Raw genomic sequence first — 19,155 nt, 5'->3', positions numbered from 1 at the left:
CTGCTTGATTTCGGGGAAAAGCTGCTCCTTAAATGGTGCACTTATACACAGAGCGCGGAAAAATATGCGCTTTCTGGCTCTCCTAGGGCGCCTGCTGTAAGTAGTTGAAATATAAGGGAAAAAATCGGCGTCATTTGCCGCGTTTCCCCGGATTGCAAGCTGGAGGTTAGTGCTTGCTCAGGATTCCCGCCCCTTTGTTCACAAAGTTATCCCCAGATTCTGTGGATAGTTGAAAAACCCTCGATCGATAGCCCTGGATGGCGCACTGCATTCTCCGAATTGCCCTGGATACGCCGCTGAACGCGGTCTTTGATTACCGCTGGGATTGCGAAATATCAGAGCGGCCGCGTGTAGGACAATTGGCAATGGTGCCCTTCGGCCCGCGTGAGGTCGTCGGCCTCATTGTGGATATCCTTGAAGAAACGGATGTCCCCGAGGAAAAGCTGAAAGCTGCGCTGGCCGTGCGCACGCAGTTAGCGCCCGTGTCGCCGCAATGGCTGGCGCTGGCCGGCTTTGCCGCTGAGTATTACCAGCGCCCGCTCGGCGAAGTGGCCTTGCCCGGCCTGCCCAAGAACCTGCGCGTGAGCAGCACTGTCGCGCTGGACCGCGCCATCAAGAAACTGGCCAAGCTGGAAGAACCGCACGATCCGGCGCCAGCCAACGTGCCCGCGCTGAATGCAGGCCAGCAGGCGGCGGCGGCTGCCATCGTCGGCGCTCAGGGTTTTGCGCCCTTCCTGCTGTATGGCGTGACAGGCAGCGGCAAGACCGAGGTCTACCTGCAAGCCTGTGCACAGGTGCTGGCGCGCGAGCCGCAGGGCCAGGTGCTGGTGCTGGTCCCCGAGATCAACCTGACGCCGCAACTGGAAACCAATATCCGTAACCGTTTTCCGGGCGTGATGCTGTCCACCCTGCACAGCCGCTTGTCGGAGGGCGAGCGCATGCTGCACTGGCTGGCGGCGCACGAAGGCAAGGCGCGCATCGTGCTGGGCACGCGCCTGTCCATCCTCGCTTCGATGCCGAACCTGAAGATGATCGTGATCGACGAGGAGCACGATCCGTCGTACAAGCAGCAGGAAGGCTTGCGCTATTCGGCGCGCGACCTTGCCGTATGGCGCGCGCACCAGTTGCAGATTCCCGTCGTGATGGGTTCTGCGACGCCGTCGCTGGAGAGCTGGCACCATGCCCTGAAGGGCCGCTACCGCAAGCTGGAATTGCGCGAACGCGCGGTGCAGCAGGCGGTGCTGCCTTCCGTGAAGCTGATCGATACCTCGCGCCGGCGCGGGCAGGAAGGGTTGACCGAGCAGCTGGTCGACGCGATCAGGCTGCGCATGGAGCGCGGCGAACAGTCCTTGCTGTTCCTGAACCGGCGCGGATATTCGCCGGTGATTACCTGCGAATCGTGCGGCTGGGTCAGCGAGTGCAAACGCTGCACGGCGTCGATGGTGCTGCACAAATCGGATTACCGCCTGCGCTGCCATCACTGCAGCCTGGAGATGCGCATCCCGCGCCATTGTCCGACCTGCGGCAATATCGACTTGCAGCCGCTGGGACGCGGCACGCAGCGCATCGAGGAGAGCCTGCAGCAGCTGTTCCCGCAGGCGCGGGTGCTGCGCATCGATGCCGACAGTACGCGGCGCAAGGGCAGTGCGCAGGAAGCTTTCGACAGCGTGCACCGGCAGGAGGTGGATATCCTCGTCGGCACGCAGATGGTCGCCAAGGGGCACGACTTCAAGAACCTGACGCTGGTAGGGATCATGAATCCCGACAGCTCGCTGTTTTCGCAGGACTATCGCGCCAGCGAGCGGCTGTTTGCGCAGCTGATGCAGGTGGCGGGACGAGCGGGACGCCAGGGCGGCAGCGAAAGCGAGGTGCTGGTGCAGACCAGCTATCCGGAGCACCCGCTATTCTCGGCGCTGGTGGCGCATGACTACGACTACTTCGCCAACTCGCTGCTTGGCGAGCGTGAAGTGGCCGGTTTGCCGCCATACCTGTACCAGGCCATCCTGCGGGCGGAGGCGCGCGAGCTTGAGCTGGCGCTGGAATTCCTGCGTGGTGCGCGCGACCTGGTGCAGCATGGGGGAATCACGATCAACGACCCGATTCCGATGAGCATGGCGCGCGTGCACAATATGGAGCGCGCGCAGTTGCTGGTGGAGTCGCCGTCGCGCCCTGCGCTGCAGGCATTCCTGAAAGAGTGGATGCAGGCGCTGCGCGAGCAGAAGACGCGCGTCAAATGGTCGCTCGAGGTTGACCCGGTCGATATTTAACCGGTAAACCAGGGTCAGACCCAAAGGGTCTGACCCTGTCAGCGCTAAGGCCTGGAGGCAGGGTTAAACGTTCCTGATTTTTTTGAGAAGATCAACGGCGTACGAACAAACCCGCGGCAGATGATCAGATTGGATCAGGCACTTGTGCCTGACCCAGGTTTACCGGTTTTCAAGGCTGTACCAGATAGCGCCGCGCGGTGCCAATAACCTGCTCGGTGAGTGCATGCGTGAACGGCGTGTCCAGTTCCCACGAGTGCCAGTCCAGTTCCACATCGATGAAACGCCCTGGCAGCAGGTCCACCAGCGCGCCCTGCGACAAGCCCTGCGCCGCCTGCAGATACGGCAGCAGGCCGTAAGCCAGGCCGCCGAACACGGTGTCGTTCAAGGCCGTCGACAGCGGCAAGGTGTGATGCGGGAACGGCCGCACATACCCGGCCTCGCGCGCCAGGAATCGCGCCATCAGGTCGCGGTCATGCACCACGGCCGGCGCCAGCGCCAGGGCCTCAACGCCGAATCCATCACCGAACCAATGCGCCGCAAAAGAAGGCGCGGCTACGCATACATGCCGCATGGCGCCCAGGGGCGTCGAGGATGAGCCGGCAGCCGCAGGCGCAGGCACCTCGGCACGCGCAGCCACGCAGCCGAACACTGCGCCTTCGCGCAGCAAATGCAGCGCTACCTCGCGCTCGGCACATTCGACGTCGAGCTGGCAGCGCGGCGGCGACAGCAGCGGGCGCAGGGCCAGGGGCAGCCAGGTCGCCAGGCTGGCGGCATCGACGGCCATCGCAATTTCAGGCATGCTGGTCTCGTGGCCAAGGTCGATGTCGAGTGCCGCTTCCATCAGCTTGACGTTGCGGTAATGCGAGATGAGGCGTTGGCCCAGGCCAGTCGCTTCGGCGGGGGAGCCGCGCACGATCAGCAGCCTGCCTACCGCATCCTCGAGCGCTTTGATACGCTGGGATACGGCCGGCTGGCTGATGCCGAGCGCATTGGCCGCCTTTTCGAAGCTGCCATGGCTGGCAACGGCATCCAGCACCGCCAGCGCGCGGTAGTCCAGATTTTCCATAAGATGTGCTTAATCAAAGCGCGAAAAGATAAGTCATACTAATGCATTACCAATGACGGAGGCAAGATGGAAACCATCCAGTGCGATGTGGCGGTGATCGGCGCCGGTACGGCTGGGCTGAGCGCCTACCGGGCGGCGCGCAACGCCGGCAAGCATGCGGTATTGATCGAGGACGGCCCGCATGGCACCACCTGCGCCCGTGTCGGCTGCATGCCGAGCAAGCTGCTGATCGCTGCGGCCGAGGCGGCGCATGCGGTGCGCGAGGCGCCGGGCTTCGGCGTCCAGCCCGGCGGCCTGAAAGTCGACGGCAAGGCCGTCATGCAGCGCGTACGCAGTGAGCGCGACCGCTTTGTCGGCTTCGTGCTGGAGAATGTGGCGGCCATGCCGGCCGGTGACAAGCTGCATGGGCGTGCGCGATTCACTGCGCCGAATCGCCTGCAGATCGGCGCCAACCTGGAGGTCGCCGCCCAGGCGGTCGTCATCGCCACCGGCTCGCGGCCCGACATCCCGTCGGAATGGGCCGCAGCCGGACCGCGCGTGATCAACAGCGATGCGGTATTCGAATGGACCGACTTGCCGCGCTCCGTGGCGGTGATCGGCGCCGGCGTGATTGGCCTGGAGCTGGGCCAGGCCCTGCACCGGCTCGGCGTGCGCGTGGCGATCATCGCGCGCGGCAGCAGCGTGGCCCAATTGAAGGACCCGCATGTGCTGGCAGCCGCCTCGCAAGCGCTGGGCGAAGAAATGGACCTTCGCTTCCGCACCGAAGTGGCAGGCATCGCGCGCGCCGGCGACGGGCTGGAACTGCGCACGCGCAATACCGAAGGCGAAGAGCGTATCGAGCGTTTCGACTACGTGCTGGTGACCACCGGCCGCACGCCGAACGTTTCCGGCCTTGGCCTCGACCACACCGGGCTGGCGCTGGACAAGAACGGCGTGCCGAAATTCGACCGTTGCACCATGCAGTGCGGCGACAGCTGCATCTTCATCGCCGGCGATGCCAGCGCGGAGATCCCGTTGTTGCCCGAGGCGGCCGACCAGGGCAAGATAGCCGGCGCCAATGCCGCCAGCTATCCCGAGGTGAAGCCGGGACTGCGCCGCACGCCGCTTGCCATCACATTCAGCGAACCGCAGATCGCCACCGTGGGTGAAGGCTACAAGGAGTTGTCGAACGGCCGCGAGCACTTCGCGATCGGCGCCGTCAGCTTCGACGACCAGGGACGCAGCCGCGTCATGCGCCAGAACAAAGGCATGCTGCGGGTGTATGCGGAGTATGGGAGCGGGCGCTTCCTCGGCGCCGAGATGGTGGGGCCGCGTGCGGAGCACATCGGCCACCTGCTGGCCTGGGCACACCAGGCCGGGCTGACCGTGGATCGTATGCTGGACATGCCTTTCTACCATCCGGTAGTGGAGGAAGGCCTGCGCACCGCCCTGCGCGACTTGTCGAAAGAGCTGCAAAAACCGCCGCCCCCGCCCAAGCCGATGCCGAACGATTGCACGCCCGGCTGCTAGATCAGTTCAGGCTCGAATCCAGGCGGCCCTGGCTGGCCAGTTCGCGCAGCACGCGGATGGTGTCGAGGTCCGACTCCTGGTAAGCGGAGCGGCGGAAGTCGTCGTACATGGCGTTGGCGGCATCGGTCGCCGCGTCATGGCCGTCGTCGTACTGGAAGCGCACGTACAGGCGTTCCGGTTGCGGCATCTCGATCGTCATCGTCAGGCTGGAGGCGCTGATGTCCTTCTGCGCCGGCACGTCATAGCGCACCACATAAGGCTCGTGCAGCACCACGTTGTCTTCAATGACCACATCGCCATAGCGCAGGCGGCGGCTGAATCCTGCCGTGGTGCGATCCGAGATTTCCGCTTCGTCCAGGTGCGGAACGAACAGCTTGGGCGACTCCGCGCGCAGCACCAGGCCGCGCCACAACTGCTGGTGGGTGATGGTGTCCATCAGCGGGTTGAGGAGGTCGTTCACTTCTATCAAATGTTCAAATTTCATAACACTTCTGCCTGCTTATTTCGGGGATTGGTACCACTATATTCTGTACAATGCCGGGATGTCCAATGCACCCCAGTTCGGCCTTAACGGCCCACAGAGCGAAGCCGTGCTCTATCTCGACGGCCCTGCCCTCGTACTGGCGGGGGCCGGCTCGGGCAAGACGCGCGTCATTACGCAAAAAATTACCCATATGATCGAGGATCGCGGCTATGACCCGCGCACGATCGCCGCGCTTACCTTTACCAACAAGGCGGCGCTGGAAATGCAGGAGCGCGTCGGCAAGATGCTCAAGCAGCCGCGCCAGGCCAAGCTGCTGACCGTCTGTACCTTTCATTCCCTCGGTGTGCGCATCCTGCGCCAGGAATGCAACCATCTGGGGCTGAAAGACCGTTTTTCAATCATGGACAGCGACGATTGCTACTCGCTGGTCCAGGACTTGGCCATCACGACCGACAAGAACCTGATCCGCAGCATCCAGAACGACATCTCGCTGTGGAAGAACGGCCTGGTGACGCCCGAGGAAGCACTGAAGCAGGCGCAGACCGAGGATGAGGCGCAGTCGGCGCGCATCTACGGCAGCTATATCGCCACGCTGGCTGCCTACCAGGCAGTGGACTTCGATGACTTGATCCGCCTGCCGGTGGAACTGTTCCGCAACCACGACACGGTGCGTGACAAATGGCAGCGCCGCCTGCGCTACCTGATGATCGACGAATACCAGGACACCAATACCTGCCAGTACGAGCTGGTGAAACTGATGGTTACAGGCCTGGGCAAGAAGCCGATGTTCACCGCCGTGGGCGACGACGATCAGGCGATCTACGGCTGGCGCGGCGCGACCATGGAAAACCTGGCGCTGCTGCAGGTCGATTTCCCCGACCTGCGCCTGATCAAGCTGGAACAGAACTACCGCTCCACCACGCGCATCCTGCAGGCGGCCAATGCGGTGATCCAGAACAATCCCAAGCTGTTCGAGAAATCGCTGTGGTCGGAACTGGGTATCGGTGAGCCGATCAAGGTGCATTCGATGCCGAACGAGGAGCAGGAAGCGGAGCAGGTGGCGATCATGATTTCGGCCGACCACTTCGAGCGCAAGAACAAGTGGGCCGATTATGCGATCCTGTATCGCGGCAACCACCAGGCGCGCGTGATCGAACAGGCGTTGCGCACGCAGCGTATTCCGTACACGATTTCCGGCGGCCAGAGTTTCTTCGACAAGGCGGAAATCAAGGACATCATGGCCTACCTGCGCCTGATGGCGAATCCGGACGACGATCCTGCCTTCATTCGCGCGGCGACCACGCCGCGCCGCGGCATCGGCCAGTCCACGCTGGAAGCCCTGGGCTCCTTCTCGGGCAAGTGGCAATGCTCGCTGTTCGAGGCCGTGTTCAAGGGCGGCATCGAGGCGGTGCTGAACGAACGCCAATTGCGTCCGCTGCAGGACTTCTGCAACTTCATCCTGGAACTGGAATCGCGCGCCACGCGTCCCGGTCCATCGGGCAGCGGCGACAACGCGGCGCAAGTGCTGGACGACCTGATGGAAGGCATGCACTACGAGCACTACCTGTATGACACCTTCGAGGAACGCGCGGCGCAAGGCAAGTGGGACAACGTGACGGACTTCGTCAACTGGCTGAAGGATCGCGGCCGCGGTGGCAAGGACCGCGATGGCGAAGAGAAGAACGTCCTGGAGCTGACCCAGATGGTGGCGCTCATGTCCATGCTGGATGGCAAGGACGAAGAGCCCGACGCGATCCGCATGTCGACGCTGCACGCGTCGAAGGGCCTGGAGTATCCGCACGTGTTCCTGGTCGGCGTCGAAGAAGGCATTCTGCCGCACAAGGGCGACCCGGACGCGCCGGTGGAATTGCTGGCCCAGCGCATCGAGGAAGAACGGCGCCTGATGTACGTGGGGATCACGCGCGCGCAGCGCACCTTGCAGCTCACCTGGTGCAAGAAGCGCAAGCGCGGCGGCGAACATGTGCAATGCGACATTTCGCGCTTCATCGCGGAGATGGCGCTGGATGTCGGCACCGCCCCGCCGACGGAATCGGAAGTACTGTCGCCGCGCGAACGCCTCGCGCGCATGAAGGAATTGCTGTCGGCTCCGCGCGACATTAATCCGGCTTGATTAGTGCTAGCATGGGTACTCTTCCTTTTGAAAGGAGGTTCCCATGTTTTCACGCATTTTCCTGCTCGCCATCCTGACGGGTGCTGCGCCTCTCGCAAGCGCTGCGGATGTGGTGACCAAACCGGAAGCCGAGGCGATGGTCAAAAAAGCCATCACCTACCTCAAAGCGAACGGCCGCGAAAAGACCTTCGCCGAAATCGACAAGAAGGACGGCCAGTTTGTGGACCGCGACCTGTACCTGACCGTTTACGGGACCGACGGCGTGGTCCGCGCGCACGGCGCCAACGCCAAAATGATCGGCAAGAACCTGATGGAGTTGAAGGACGTCGACGGCAAGGCGTTCGTGAAGGAGCGCGTCGAAATGGCGAAGAAAAAAGTACCGTTCTGGCAGGATTACAAGTTCAACAATCCCGTCAGCGGCAAGATCGAACCCAAAACCATGTACTGCGTCCCGGAAGAAGACCTGATTCTCTGTGGCGGGGTCTACCTGAAGTAGCGCTGAGCAGCGTCAAGCTGCGGTGTGGTCGGTTACGGCATTCTGGTTGCATAATGACCAACCGGAGATAGCAATATGAATGCCGTTGATCCGCTCATCTATGCCAAACGATTGACTGCCGCCGGCGTGCCTGCCGAACAGGCGCAAATTCACGCCGAAATCATTAGGGAAGTCTTGGCTTCCATGGCAATAGACCGGCTGGAGTTGAAAGTCGACAAGGGGCTGGCAGAGCTGAACAACAAGATCGATAAAGGATTGGCAGAGTTGAACGCCAAGATCGATGGCGGGTTGGCCGAGTTGAACGCCAAGATCGATAGCGGGCTGGCCGAGCTGAATACCAAAATCGACCGCACCAAAGCTGACCTTGAAGCCCGGATGGATCGCCTGATCTCCGATCTCAGGAAGGAGCTGATGGCGGAGATCCAGAAATCGAAATGGTCGTGTGTACGCTGGATGTTCGGCATTGCCGTCTCCGTCGGTACCTTGCAAGGGGCGGCCATTGTGATGGCGATGCGATGGCTGGCCTGATGTCGCTCCAGTAAAATACCTGCTTTTCTTAGGCAGGAGCAGGCCGTGAGCACCGAAGACCGATTCATCGACATTGAAATCAAACTGGCGCACCAGGAAGACCTGGTTGAGTCGCTGAACCAGCGCGTCTACGAGCAGCAGAAGCAGATCGACCAGCTGGAAGCGATGCTGGTGGCATTGGCCGAGCGCGTGCGCACGACCTCGCAATCCAACCAGACGCCGATCAACGAACCGCCACCGCACTACTGATTCCTGACACTTTTCGATACGCAGTGCAGCATGACTTTGCACTGCCGGGTTGCTATTATCGTGCGCTTCGAAACATTACAAAACAGGAGAGAGAATGTTCCGTCCGAAATTGCTGGTGATCGCTGCCAGCCTGGCTGTTGCCGGTTTTGCCAATGCCGCCCTGCCGGCGTCCAATCCTTTCGCCGCCGAATCCAAGCTGCCGCTGAACTACCCGGCCTTCGACAAGATCAAGAATGAAGACTACGGTCCTGCCTACGAAGAAGGCATGAAGCAGCAGGCCGCGGAAATTGCCAAGATTGCCAACAACAAGGCCGCGCCGACTTTTGACAACACGATCGTGGCGATGGAACGTTCCGGCCGCCTGCTGGACCGCGTGAGCTCCGTTTTCGGCAACCTGTCCGGCGCCAACACCAATGACGCCTTCGAAGCGCTGAATCGCGATCTGGCGCCGAAGCTGTCGGCGCACAGCGACGCAATTCGCCTGAACGAAAAACTGTATGCCCGCATCAAGACCCTGTACGACAAGCGCGACAAGCTGAAGCTCGATCCTGAATCGAAGCGCCTGCTGGAACGCTATCACACCGATTTCGTGCGCGCCGGCGCCAAGCTGACCGCCGCCGACAAGGAAAAACTGAAGGCCTACAACTCGCAACTGGCCGCCCTGTCCACCACTTTCAGCCAGAACGTGCTGAAGGAAGCCAACGCCTCCGCCCTGGTGGTCGACACCCGCGAAGAACTGGCTGGCATGTCCGACAAGGCCATCGACGCCGCTGCTGCAGCCGCCAAGGCCAAAGGCATGGACGGCAAATTCCTGATCGCCATCGCCAACACCACCGGCCAGGCGCCGCTGGAAGTGCTGACCAATCGCACCACCCGTGAACGCCTGCTGGCTACCTCGCTGGCGCGCGGCAGCCATGGCGGCGATTTCGACAACCGCGAAGTCGTGCTGAAGATCGCCAAGCTGCGCGCCGAACGCGCTGCGCTGCTGGGCTATTCCTCGCACGCTGCCTACCAGTTGGAAGACCAGACCGCGCACGACACCGACGCCGTCAACAAGCTGCTGGGCGAACTGTCCAAGCCGGCCGTAAACAACGCCCGCAAGGAATCGGCCGACATCCAGGCCGTGATCGATGCGGAAAAGGGCGGCTTTGCCAACGCGGCGCAGGACTGGGCCTTCTACACCGACAAGGTGCGCCAGGCGCGCTACGCGTTCGACCAGAACCAGCTCAAGCCTTACTTCGAACTGGATAACGTGCTGCAGAATGGCGTGTTTTACGCAGCGACCAAGGTGTACGGCATCACCTTCAAGGAGCGCAAGGACCTGCCGGTTTACCAGCCTGACGTGCGCGTGTTTGACGTGTTCGATGCCGACGGCAAGCAACTGGCGATCTTCCTGGGCGACTTCTACGCACGCAGCAACAAGCGCGGCGGCGCCTGGATGAATGCCTACGTGTCGCAGTCCAAGCTGCTGGGCACCAAGCCGGTGGTGGCCAACCACCTGAACATTCCCAAGCCGGCGGCCGGCGAGCCTACCTTGCTGACTTACGACGAAGCGCGCACCCTGTTCCATGAATTCGGCCACGCGCTGCACGGCATGTTCTCGGATGTAAAGTACCCGCGCTTCGCCGGTACCCGCGTGCCGCGCGACTTCGTGGAATTCCCGTCGCAGGTCAATGAAATGTGGATGACCTGGCCGGAAATCCTGAACAACTACGCCAAGCATTACCAGACTGGCGCGCCAATGCCGAAGGAACTGCTGGACAAGGTGCAGGCGTCGGCCAAGTTCAACGAGGGCTTTCGCACCACCGAATACCTGGCGGCTTCGATCCTGGACCAGCGCTGGCACCAACTCCCTGCGGACAAGATCCCGACCGACGTGCTGGGCTTCGAATCGTCGGTGCTGAAGGATGCGGGTGTTGATTTCGCACCGGTGCCGCCGCGCTACCGCACCACCTACTTCTCGCACGTGTTCGCGGGCGGCTATTCGGCAGGCTACTACGGCTACCTGTGGTCGGAGAAGCTGGACGCCGACACGGTTGAATGGTTCACCGAGAACGGCGGCATGCAGCGCAAGAACGGCGACCACTTCCGCAAGGCCCTGCTGTCCAAGGGCGGCACGATGGATGCGATGCAGATGTACCGCGAGTTCCGCGGCCGCGACGCGAAGATCGACCCGTTGCTGGAACGCCGCGGCCTGAAGTAACTTTTGGGGTCAGGTCCTGGCATGCGACATGCGCAGCGTGTGCGTGCTGGGCCCTGCCACCGCTGGCAAGCTGGCGCTTGTCCGTGCCCGAAATTGAGCACGTCCGTAGCTGGTCGTGCCGGATGGGTGTATAAAGAGGGATAGCCACTTCAACGGGGAAAGGGATCATGGACACCAAGCTGAAGGAGACTCTGCGCCAATTGCACGCCACGCTGGCCCACCACGGCCCGGTCGATGAGGAATTGCAAAGCCTGTTGCGCCAGCTCGATGGCGACATCAAACTGATCCTCGACCAGCCGCCGGAGCCCGAAGGCGGCACCGCCACCTACGGCCTGGCCGAACGGACCCAGGAAATCACCGCCAAATTTGCTGCCAAACACCCGGCATTGGAGCCTACTTTGCGCGAACTGACGCGCATCCTGGGGAATATGGGAATTTAGAATCAATGGGGGCAGCTCCGGATATGCGCCACGCGCAGCGTGTTGCGTGTTCGGCCCTGACGCGCCACTGACTAAAGATAAAGGCGGGCCGCAGCCCGCCTTCGGTATGGAACCCGGGGTCTTACCGGCTGTCCGGCCGGCCCCCGGGAGGCTAGCCTTATGGGAAGGCCAGCATGGGCGGTTCTTCACCGCCAAAGTTGAAGTCAGGATGACGTTTGGCGATCATTTCCTCGATCTCCTTCATGCGCCGCACTGGCACGTCTACCATCATCAAAACCTGACCTTGTTCAATACGCTCTGAATACTGCTCCAGCTTCTTGTTGGGGACGGCCGCTGCATTCATGCCGCTCGCCCAGCCGCCGAACAGTGCACCGCCCAGCGTGACCAGCAAGATGGTCATGGTGCGCAGGGTCAGCCCTTCGGGTGGGAAAACGACCAGGAAGATGCCGGCGCACAGCCCCACAATCCCGCCGATGCCTATCCCCAGCTTGGCGCCGTGGATCAGGTCCGTTCTGAGCAGGAAATTGCAATCTGGCATGTCATCGGGCAGGGTGCCCTCTTTTGCCATGAAGTGGATATGCCGTTCTTCGATGCGTGCCAGCAGCAGTTCGTCCAGTTCTGCGCGGGCGGCTTTTACATTGGGAAGCATGTAGTACAGTCTGCGTCGCATGATGTCGCTCCATGGAAGACGTTGTATACCCGTTATAGCAAAAATGTCACGATGTTCAATGTGTATTACCCAAACCGCCTTGCCGGAACGTCACAAGTTACTGAAATTTAAAGGATTTTTGCACGCCGAAGCGGGCGCTGGCCGGTGATTTCCGGTACAATGCCGGGATGAATCCCCCAACCAATCTTTTCGCGGCCGTCGCCAAGCGGTCTGCGCGTGCTTCTGCTGCGCCTTTCCTTCCCATGTCCCGCGCCGAAATGGACGCCCTGGGCTGGGACCAGTGCGACGTCATCCTGGTGACCGGCGACGCGTATATCGACCACCCGAGCTTCGGCATGGCCCTGGTCGGCCGCCTGCTGGAATCGCAAGGCTACCGCGTTGGCATCATCGCCCAGCCGGACTGGCACAACGTGGAATCGTTCCGCGTGCTGGGCAAGCCGCGCCTGTACTTCGGCATTACCGCCGGCAATATGGACTCCATGGTCAACCGCTATACGGCCGACCGCAAGATCCGCTCCGACGACGCCTACACCCCGAACGCCGAGCCGAACAAGCGTCCTGACCGCGCCGTGACCGTGTACGCCCAGAAGTCCCGCGAAGCCTTCCCCGGCACGCCGATCGTCATCGGTTCCATCGAAGCTTCGCTGCGCCGCATCGCCCATTACGACTACTGGTCGGACAAGGTGCGCAAGTCGGTGCTGACCGAGTCCAAGGCCGACCTGCTCATCTTCGGTAACGCCGAACGCGCGCTGGTCGACCTGACCCGTCGCCTCGACATGGGCGAAAAGATCAAGGAGATCAAGGACCTGCGCGGAACCGCCTTCCTGGTGCCGCACGGCTGGCTGCCGTCCGACGAGTGGGCGGTGCACAACTCGAACCGTGTCGACGTGCCGGGCCGCGTCGACACGCATCCCGATCCTTACGCCATGGCGAAGGAAGACAAGAAGGAGTGCGCCACCGAGAACGCCGCGCCCGAACCTGTCGTCAAGCCGGTCATCATCATGACCCGCGAAGAACGCCTGGCAGCAGCCAAGGAAAAGCACAACAAGACCGTGGTGCGCCTGCCATCCTACGAGGTGGTGAAGGAAGACCCGGTCATGTACGCCCACGCCTCGCGCGTGTTCCACCTCGAATCCAACCCGGGCAATGCGCGCGCGCTGGTGCAGCAGCACGGCGACCGCGACGTGTGGATGAACCCTCCGCCGCTGCCGCTGGCCATGGACGAAATGGATGGCGTGTACGACATGGAATACTCGCGCGCCCCGCACCCAAGCTACGGCAACGCCAATATCCCGGCCTGGGAAATGATCCGCTTCTCGGTCAACATCATGCGCGGCTGCTTCGGCGGCTGCACCTTCTGCTCGATCACCGAGCACGAAGGCCGCATCATCCAGAGCCGCTCCGAGCCGTCCATCCTGCGCGAGATCGAGCATATCCGCGACAAGACCAAGGGCTTTACCGGCATCATCTCCGACCTGGGCGGCCCGACCGCGAACATGTATCGCCTGTCGTGCAAGGACAAGTCGATCGAGGAAACCTGCCGCCGCCTGTCCTGCGTCTACCCGTCGATCTGCGTCAACCTGGGCACCGACCACAGCAAGCTGATCCAGCTGTACCGCAAGGCGCGCGAGATCAAGGGCGTGAAGAAGATCCTGATCCAGTCCGGCCTGCGCTACGACCTGGCCGTGCGCTCACCGGAATATGTGAAGGAACTGGTGACGCACCACGTGGGCGGCCTGCTGAAGATCGCGCCTGAGCACACGGAAACCAATGTGCTGAGCAAGATGATGAAGCCGGGCATCGGCGCCTACGACGAATTCAAGGCGATGTTCGAGAAGTACTCGCTGGAAGCGGGCAAGAAGCAGTACCTGATCCCTTACTTCATCGCCGCCCACCCGGGCACGACGGACGAGGACATGCTGAACCTGGCCCTGTGGCTGAAGAAGAACAACTTCCGCCTGGACCAGGTGCAGACCTTCATGCCGACCCCGATGGCGATGGCATCGGCCATGTACCACTCGCGCAAGAACCCGCTGCACAAGGTCACCGAGAATTCGGAAAACGTGGAAACCCCGCGCACGCTGAAGCAGCGCCAGGCGCACAAGGCCTTCTTGCGCTACTACGATCCGAAGAACTGGCCGATCCTGCGCGAGACCCTGCGCCGCATGGGACGTGGCGACCTGATCGGCGATGGCGAACGCCACCTGATCCCGCCATACCGCGTCGGCGAAGAGAACTTCAAGGCCTCGTCCGGCAAGCGCGCCATGCCGATGCTGGCTCCTGGCCAGCAGAAGCGCGGCGCCGGCCTGCCTCCTCCGGCCCATATCGGCCGCGGCGGCAAGCCGAATGCCCTGACCGGTTCGATGACGGCCCGCGCCACGGTGGAAACCAAGGCCCGTCCATCCATCCTCGACACTATCAAGGTCAAACCCAAGGCCGCCCCGGCCAAGACTGGCGGCCGCCCGGGCCGTAAGTAAAACGCTAACGTGCTATCACCTGCTGCAATTCCATAGGACTTTGCAGCAGGAAAGCCACACTTCGGCGCGCTGTGTACGGCGAAGCGGATACAATCGGCTGGTAGACTCTGCCAACTTTGTATCCGGACGATAACGTGCCCCAATTCCTGGCCGGCCTGTTCATATTTCTGTTGCTGTCGACACCTGCGCCATGGGTGCAGGCGCAGGAGCGCGTCACGCTGCAACTGAAGCACAGCCACCAGTTCCAGTTTGCCGGCTATTACGCCGCGCTGGAAAAAGGCTATTACCGCGATGCCGGCCTCGATGTGCAACTGCTGGAAGGCAGCGACGGCAATGAACCGGAACGCGCCGTGCTCGACGGCCGTGCCCAGTACGGCGTTGCCAGCAGCAGCCTGCTGCTGGCGCGGCTGTCCGGCAAGCCGCTGGTGGTGCTGGCGGTCGTTTTCCAGCATTCTCCTTATGCGCTGGCGATGCGGCAGACCGGCCCGGCGCCGGATATCCGCAGCATCATCGGCAAGCGCGTGATGATCGGCTCCCTGACCGATGAACTGACCCAGGCCGACGAAGTCATGGCCTACCTGCGCAAGGAAGGCATCGCCAACAACCAGCTGGTGCGGGTGGAGCACAGCTTCAATCCGGACGACCTGGTGAAGGGCAGGGTCGACGCCATGTCGATTTATGTGACCAATGAGCCGGACTATCTTGACCGCCTTGGCTTCCCATACGACATCTATAGCCCGCGTGCAGCCGGCATTGATTTTTACGGCGACAACCTGTTCACCAGTGAAGAGGAAATCAAGAACCATCCTGACCGCGTGCGCGCCTTCCGCGCCGCCAGCATGCGCGGCTGGCAGTACGCCATGAGCCACCAGGAAGAAATCGTCGACCTGATCCTCAACAAGTATTCGCGCCAGCACGACCGCATGCACTTGCTGTACGAGGCGCGCCAGATGGTGCCGCTGGTGCAGCCGGTGCTGGTGGAAATCGGCTACATGAACCCGGACCGCTGGCAGCACATCGCCGACGTCTACACGGAACTGGGCATGCTGCCCAAAGGCGCCACCTGGGCCGGCTTCATGTACAACGCCGATCCCGGTTCGGACCTGACCTGGCTGTACCGTGTGCTCGGTGTGGCTGCAGGCTTGCTGGTGCTGGGCGCCATGATTCACTTCTCGCTGCTGGCGCGCGAGCGCACGCGTGCCGAGGAAACCATCCGCAAGGGCGAGCAGCGTTTCCGCACCATGTTCGAGGCGGCTCCGATGGGCATTGCCCTGATCGATTCGAGCGGCGGCCAGTTCCGCGACGTCAATCCGCGCTTCGCCGAGATTGCGGGACGCTCGGCGCAAGAGATGCGCCATAGCCGCTGGCTGGAAATCTGCCATCCGGACGATGTGGCTCCGGAACAGGAAAAGATGGCGCAGCTGGCCGCGCAGCAGATTGCCGGCTTCAAGATGGAGACGCGCCTGGTGCGTCCCGACGGCCGCATCGTGTGGGTGGAAGCCTCGATCAACGCGGTGGGGACGGAGAGCCAGCCGCACCACCTGTGCATGATCGAAGACATTACTGACAAGAAGGAAACTGAAGCGCTGATCTGGCAGCAGGCCAACTTCGACACGCTGACGCAGTTGCCGAACCGGCGCATGTTCCTGGATCGCCTGCAGCACGATATTCTGAAATCGCGCCGCGACGGCACCCGCATCGCCATCCTGTTCATCGACCTTGACCACTTCAAGGAAGTCAACGACACCCTGGGCCACCACCAGGGCGACGTGCTGCTGGTGGAAGCGGCGCGCCGCATCGGCGCCTGCGTGCGCCAGTCGGATACCGTGTCGCGCCTGGGCGGCGACGAGTTCACCGTAATTCTGCCGGAGCTGTCGGAAGTCGACCGGGTGGAGGACATTGCCCAGCACATCATCGACAGCCTGCGCATGCCGTTCCAGCTGGGGCAGGAACAAGCCTTTGTCTCGGCCTCGATCGGCATCACCATTTACCCGGACGATGCCGGCAATATGGACGACTTGCTGAAGCATGCCGACCAGGCCATGTACGCCGCCAAGGGCGCGGGCCGCAACCGCTTCAGCTACTTCACGCCGGCCTTGCAGGTGGCCGCGCTGAACCGCATGCGCCTGACCAACGACTTGCGCGGCGCGCTGAAAGGCAACCAGCTCAAGCTGTACTTCCAGCCCATCGTGCATCTCCAGACCGGCAAGATCCACAAGGCCGAAGCGCTGATCCGCTGGGAGCATCCGCAGCGTGGCATGGTCAGCCCGCTGGAGTTCATCCCGCTGGCTGAATCAAGCGGCCTGATCGTCGATATCGGTGAATGGGTGTTCCGCGAGTCGGCGCAATGGGTCAAGCGCTGGCGCGAGGAAGTGCACCCCGGCTTCCAGGTCAGCCTGAACCAGTCGCCGATGGAATTCCAGCGCGAACGGGCCACCTACGCCGATTGGCTGGCCTACCTGCAGCAGCTCGGCGTGCCGGGTGAAAGCATCGTGGTGGAAATCACGGAAGGCCTGCTGCTGGACGCCAACACCAGCGTCACCGACAAGCTGCTGCAACTGCGCGACGCCGGCATCCAGGTCGCACTGGACGATTTCGGTACCGGCTATTCCTCGCTGTCCTACCTGAAGAAGTTTGACATCGACTATCTCAAGATCGACCGCAGCTTTACCCGCAACCTGGCGCCCGATTCAAGCGACATGGCCTTGTCCGACGCGATCATCGTGATGGCCCACAAGCTTGGACTGAATGTGATCGCCGAAGGCGTGGAAACCACCGAACAGCGCGACCTGCTGGCCGGCGCCGGCTGCGACTACGGCCAGGGCTATCTGTTCGCCCGTCCTCTGCCCGCCGCAGACTTCGACGCCATGCTGCACCAGCAATCGATCCCCACCGCCGCAACCCCGCACGCCACTGCCGCCTGATTGCGCCGCACTTGACTCAAGTCAAAGCCAAGCCATATCACGAAAACCTATAGTTACTTCCGAACCAACCAAGGAGTAACGAAATGGGAAAAGAAAAACAGGTGTATATGGCCGGCGCCGGCATCGGTAACCTGGCGGCGGCGGCTTTCATGATCCGCGATGGAAAAATGCGCGGTGACCAGATTCATATTTACGAATCGCTGGGCGTGGCAGGCGGCAGCCTGGATGGCGCGGGCAACGCGAAGGATGGTTACCGCCTGCGCGGCGGCCGCATGCTGACGACCGATAACTACGAATGCACCTGGGACCTGTTCGCGTCGATCCCGTCGCTGGTCCACCCTGGACAGTCGGTGCTCGATGAGACGCTGGCATTCAACGAACTGCATCAGTCGCACTCGCAAGCGCGCCTGGTTGACCGCAACCGCCATAAAGTGGATGTGACATCGATGGGCTTCAGCCTGCGCGACAGGATGGAGCTGCTCAAGCTGCACGAAGCGGATGAAGCGGCATTGGGCAATTCCCCCATCACCGATCACCTGTCGCCGGCATTTTTCGAAACGCCGTTCTGGTACATGTGGGCCACCACCTTCGCCTTCCAGCCGTGGCACAGCGCGGTGGAGTTCAAGCGCTACCTGCATCGCTTCATGAAGGAGTTCTCACGCATCGAAACGCTGGCCGGGGTCAAACGCACCGTGTACAACCAGTACGACTCGCTGGTCCGTCCATTGCAGGCATGGCTGGCGCAGCAGGGCGTGCGTATTGAAACCGGTTGCACCGTCACCGACATCAAGCTGGAAGACGGCAAGGACGCATTGGTGGTGCATGCAATCGAGCTCGAACGGGACGGCCAGCGCGAACTGCTACCGGTTACCCCTGACGACCTGGTGTTCTTCCAGAACGGCTCGATGACGGACGCCTCCAGTTTCGGCAGCATGGACTCTGCGCCGCCGCGTCTTGACCGGTACCAGAGTGGCGGCTGGAAGCTGTGGGAACGCCTGGCGGAAGGCCGGCCGGAGCTTGGCAATCCTGCTGCGTTCAACCGCAATATCCAGCAATCGTGGTGGGAATCGTTCACGGTCACACTGCGTGATTCCATCTTCTTCGACCAGATGCAGGCCTTCAGCGGCAACGTCGCCGGTACTGGCGGCCTGGTGACCTTCAAGGATTCCAACTGGTTGATGTCCGTCGTGCTGGCGCACCAGCCGCACTTCGCCGATCAACCGGCCGACATAAAAGTCTTCTGGGGCTACGCCTTGCATCCGGACCGCGTTGGGAACTTCGTCGCCAAGCCGATGGCTGACTGCACCGGCGAAGAGATTTTGCGCGAACTGGCGGGACACCTGAACTTCGAACCTGAAGTCTTCGCCCAGGCCAATTGCATTCCTTGCCGCATGCCCTACATCACCAGCATGTTCATGCCGCGCCATTACAGCGACCGGCCATTGCCGGTGCCAATCGGCTCGCGCAATCTCGCCCTGGTCAGCCAGTTCGTCGAAGTACCGGACGACGTGGTGTTCACGGTCGAGTACTCGGTGCGCGCAGCACAAATGGCGGTATACCAGCTGCTTGGTATCGAGCGCGAGATCCCGCCGATCAAGCGCCACGACAAGACGCTGGAAGTGATGCTGGCCGCGCTGGTCAAGGCAGCCTGATAACGACAGGCGGGCGGCGGATTGGGGAATCCTTGACCTGGCTCAAGGATTTTTCAGTC

The 19,155-nt window shown here is 62.0% G+C and carries 14 protein-coding genes; 11 read left to right on the top strand and 3 right to left on the bottom strand.

The genetic code is table 11. The features are described 5' to 3' along the window. The first annotated feature begins 257 nt into the window (after positions 1 to 257). The gene (locus ACN9MU_RS00840; RefSeq protein WP_426343991.1) at positions 258 to 2,267 is read left to right on the top strand and encodes a primosomal protein N'; all 2,010 of its coding nucleotides are present in this window, start codon (positions 258 to 260) and stop codon (positions 2,265 to 2,267) included. 169 nt (positions 2,268 to 2,436) lie between these two features. On the opposite strand, the gene ACN9MU_RS00835 is transcribed toward ACN9MU_RS00840, so the two are convergent. Next, complete coding sequence (locus ACN9MU_RS00835) at positions 2,437 to 3,333, bottom strand: ArgP/LysG family DNA-binding transcriptional regulator (protein ID WP_426343990.1); 897 nt, start codon at positions 3,331 to 3,333, stop codon at positions 2,437 to 2,439. Positions 3,334 to 3,399: 66 nt separating this feature from the next. On the opposite strand from ACN9MU_RS00835, the gene ACN9MU_RS00830 reads away from it, so the two are divergent. After that, a complete protein-coding gene (locus tag ACN9MU_RS00830) occupies positions 3,400 to 4,842 on the top strand; it encodes a dihydrolipoyl dehydrogenase (RefSeq protein WP_426166589.1) in 1,443 nt (480 codons plus the stop codon). 1 nt (position 4,843) lies between these two features. Here ACN9MU_RS00830 and ACN9MU_RS00825 read toward each other — a convergent pair whose 3' ends face one another. Further along, complete coding sequence (locus ACN9MU_RS00825) at positions 4,844 to 5,326, bottom strand: AtaL-like protein (protein WP_426166587.1); 483 nt, start codon at positions 5,324 to 5,326, stop codon at positions 4,844 to 4,846. A 58-nt stretch (positions 5,327 to 5,384) separates the two neighbouring features. Between ACN9MU_RS00825 and ACN9MU_RS00820 the strand changes: the two genes are divergently transcribed. From ACN9MU_RS00820 to ACN9MU_RS00795, 6 genes are all read left to right on the top strand, one after another. Beyond that, positions 5,385 to 7,457 carry a UvrD-helicase domain-containing protein gene (locus ACN9MU_RS00820; RefSeq protein ID WP_426166585.1) on the top strand — a complete coding sequence of 691 codons (2,073 nt, stop codon included), beginning with the start codon at positions 5,385 to 5,387 and terminating at the stop codon, positions 7,455 to 7,457. 43 nt (positions 7,458 to 7,500) lie between these two features. Continuing rightward, a complete protein-coding gene (locus tag ACN9MU_RS00815; RefSeq protein WP_426166583.1) occupies positions 7,501 to 7,953 on the top strand; it encodes a cache domain-containing protein in 453 nt (150 codons plus the stop codon). 75 nt (positions 7,954 to 8,028) lie between these two features. Beyond that, positions 8,029 to 8,481: a hypothetical protein gene (locus ACN9MU_RS00810; RefSeq protein WP_426343989.1), complete on the top strand. Its 453-nt coding sequence runs from the start codon at positions 8,029 to 8,031 to the stop codon at positions 8,479 to 8,481. A 45-nt stretch (positions 8,482 to 8,526) separates the two neighbouring features. Further along, a complete protein-coding gene (locus ACN9MU_RS00805; RefSeq protein WP_426166579.1) occupies positions 8,527 to 8,730 on the top strand; it encodes a SlyX family protein in 204 nt (67 codons plus the stop codon). A gap of 94 nt (positions 8,731 to 8,824) precedes the next feature. Next, positions 8,825 to 10,933: a M3 family metallopeptidase gene (locus ACN9MU_RS00800; protein WP_426343988.1), complete on the top strand. Its 2,109-nt coding sequence runs from the start codon at positions 8,825 to 8,827 to the stop codon at positions 10,931 to 10,933. A gap of 167 nt (positions 10,934 to 11,100) precedes the next feature. Next, the gene (locus ACN9MU_RS00795) at positions 11,101 to 11,373 is read left to right on the top strand and encodes a DUF4404 family protein (protein WP_130316465.1); all 273 of its coding nucleotides are present in this window, start codon (positions 11,101 to 11,103) and stop codon (positions 11,371 to 11,373) included. Positions 11,374 to 11,530: 157 nt separating this feature from the next. Here ACN9MU_RS00795 and ACN9MU_RS00790 read toward each other — a convergent pair whose 3' ends face one another. After that, positions 11,531 to 12,043 (bottom strand): DUF1269 domain-containing protein, encoded by a 513-nt coding sequence (locus tag ACN9MU_RS00790; RefSeq protein ID WP_426166575.1) that lies wholly within the window; start codon positions 12,041 to 12,043, stop codon positions 11,531 to 11,533. Between the two features lie 242 nt (positions 12,044 to 12,285). On the opposite strand from ACN9MU_RS00790, the gene ACN9MU_RS00785 reads away from it, so the two are divergent. The 3 genes from ACN9MU_RS00785 to ACN9MU_RS00775 all read left to right on the top strand — a co-directional run bounded on the left by ACN9MU_RS00785 (position 12,286) and on the right by ACN9MU_RS00775 (position 19,096). After that, complete coding sequence (locus tag ACN9MU_RS00785) at positions 12,286 to 14,520, top strand: YgiQ family radical SAM protein (protein WP_426343987.1); 2,235 nt, start codon at positions 12,286 to 12,288, stop codon at positions 14,518 to 14,520. Between the two features lie 134 nt (positions 14,521 to 14,654). Beyond that, positions 14,655 to 17,444, top strand: coding sequence for an EAL domain-containing protein (locus ACN9MU_RS00780; protein ID WP_426166571.1), 2,790 nt, complete (start codon positions 14,655 to 14,657; stop codon positions 17,442 to 17,444). An 83-nt stretch (positions 17,445 to 17,527) separates the two neighbouring features. Further along, positions 17,528 to 19,096, top strand: a complete 1,569-nt coding sequence (locus ACN9MU_RS00775) for an oleate hydratase (protein ID WP_426336724.1) — start codon at positions 17,528 to 17,530, stop codon at positions 19,094 to 19,096. Positions 19,097 to 19,155 lie beyond the last annotated feature (59 nt).

Source organism: Pseudoduganella sp. R-32 (assembly GCF_049913245.1).
In the GTDB taxonomy this organism is placed as follows: Bacteria; Pseudomonadota; Gammaproteobacteria; order Burkholderiales; family Burkholderiaceae_D; genus Rugamonas.
This window is presented reverse-complemented; position numbering and strand designations above follow the sequence as displayed.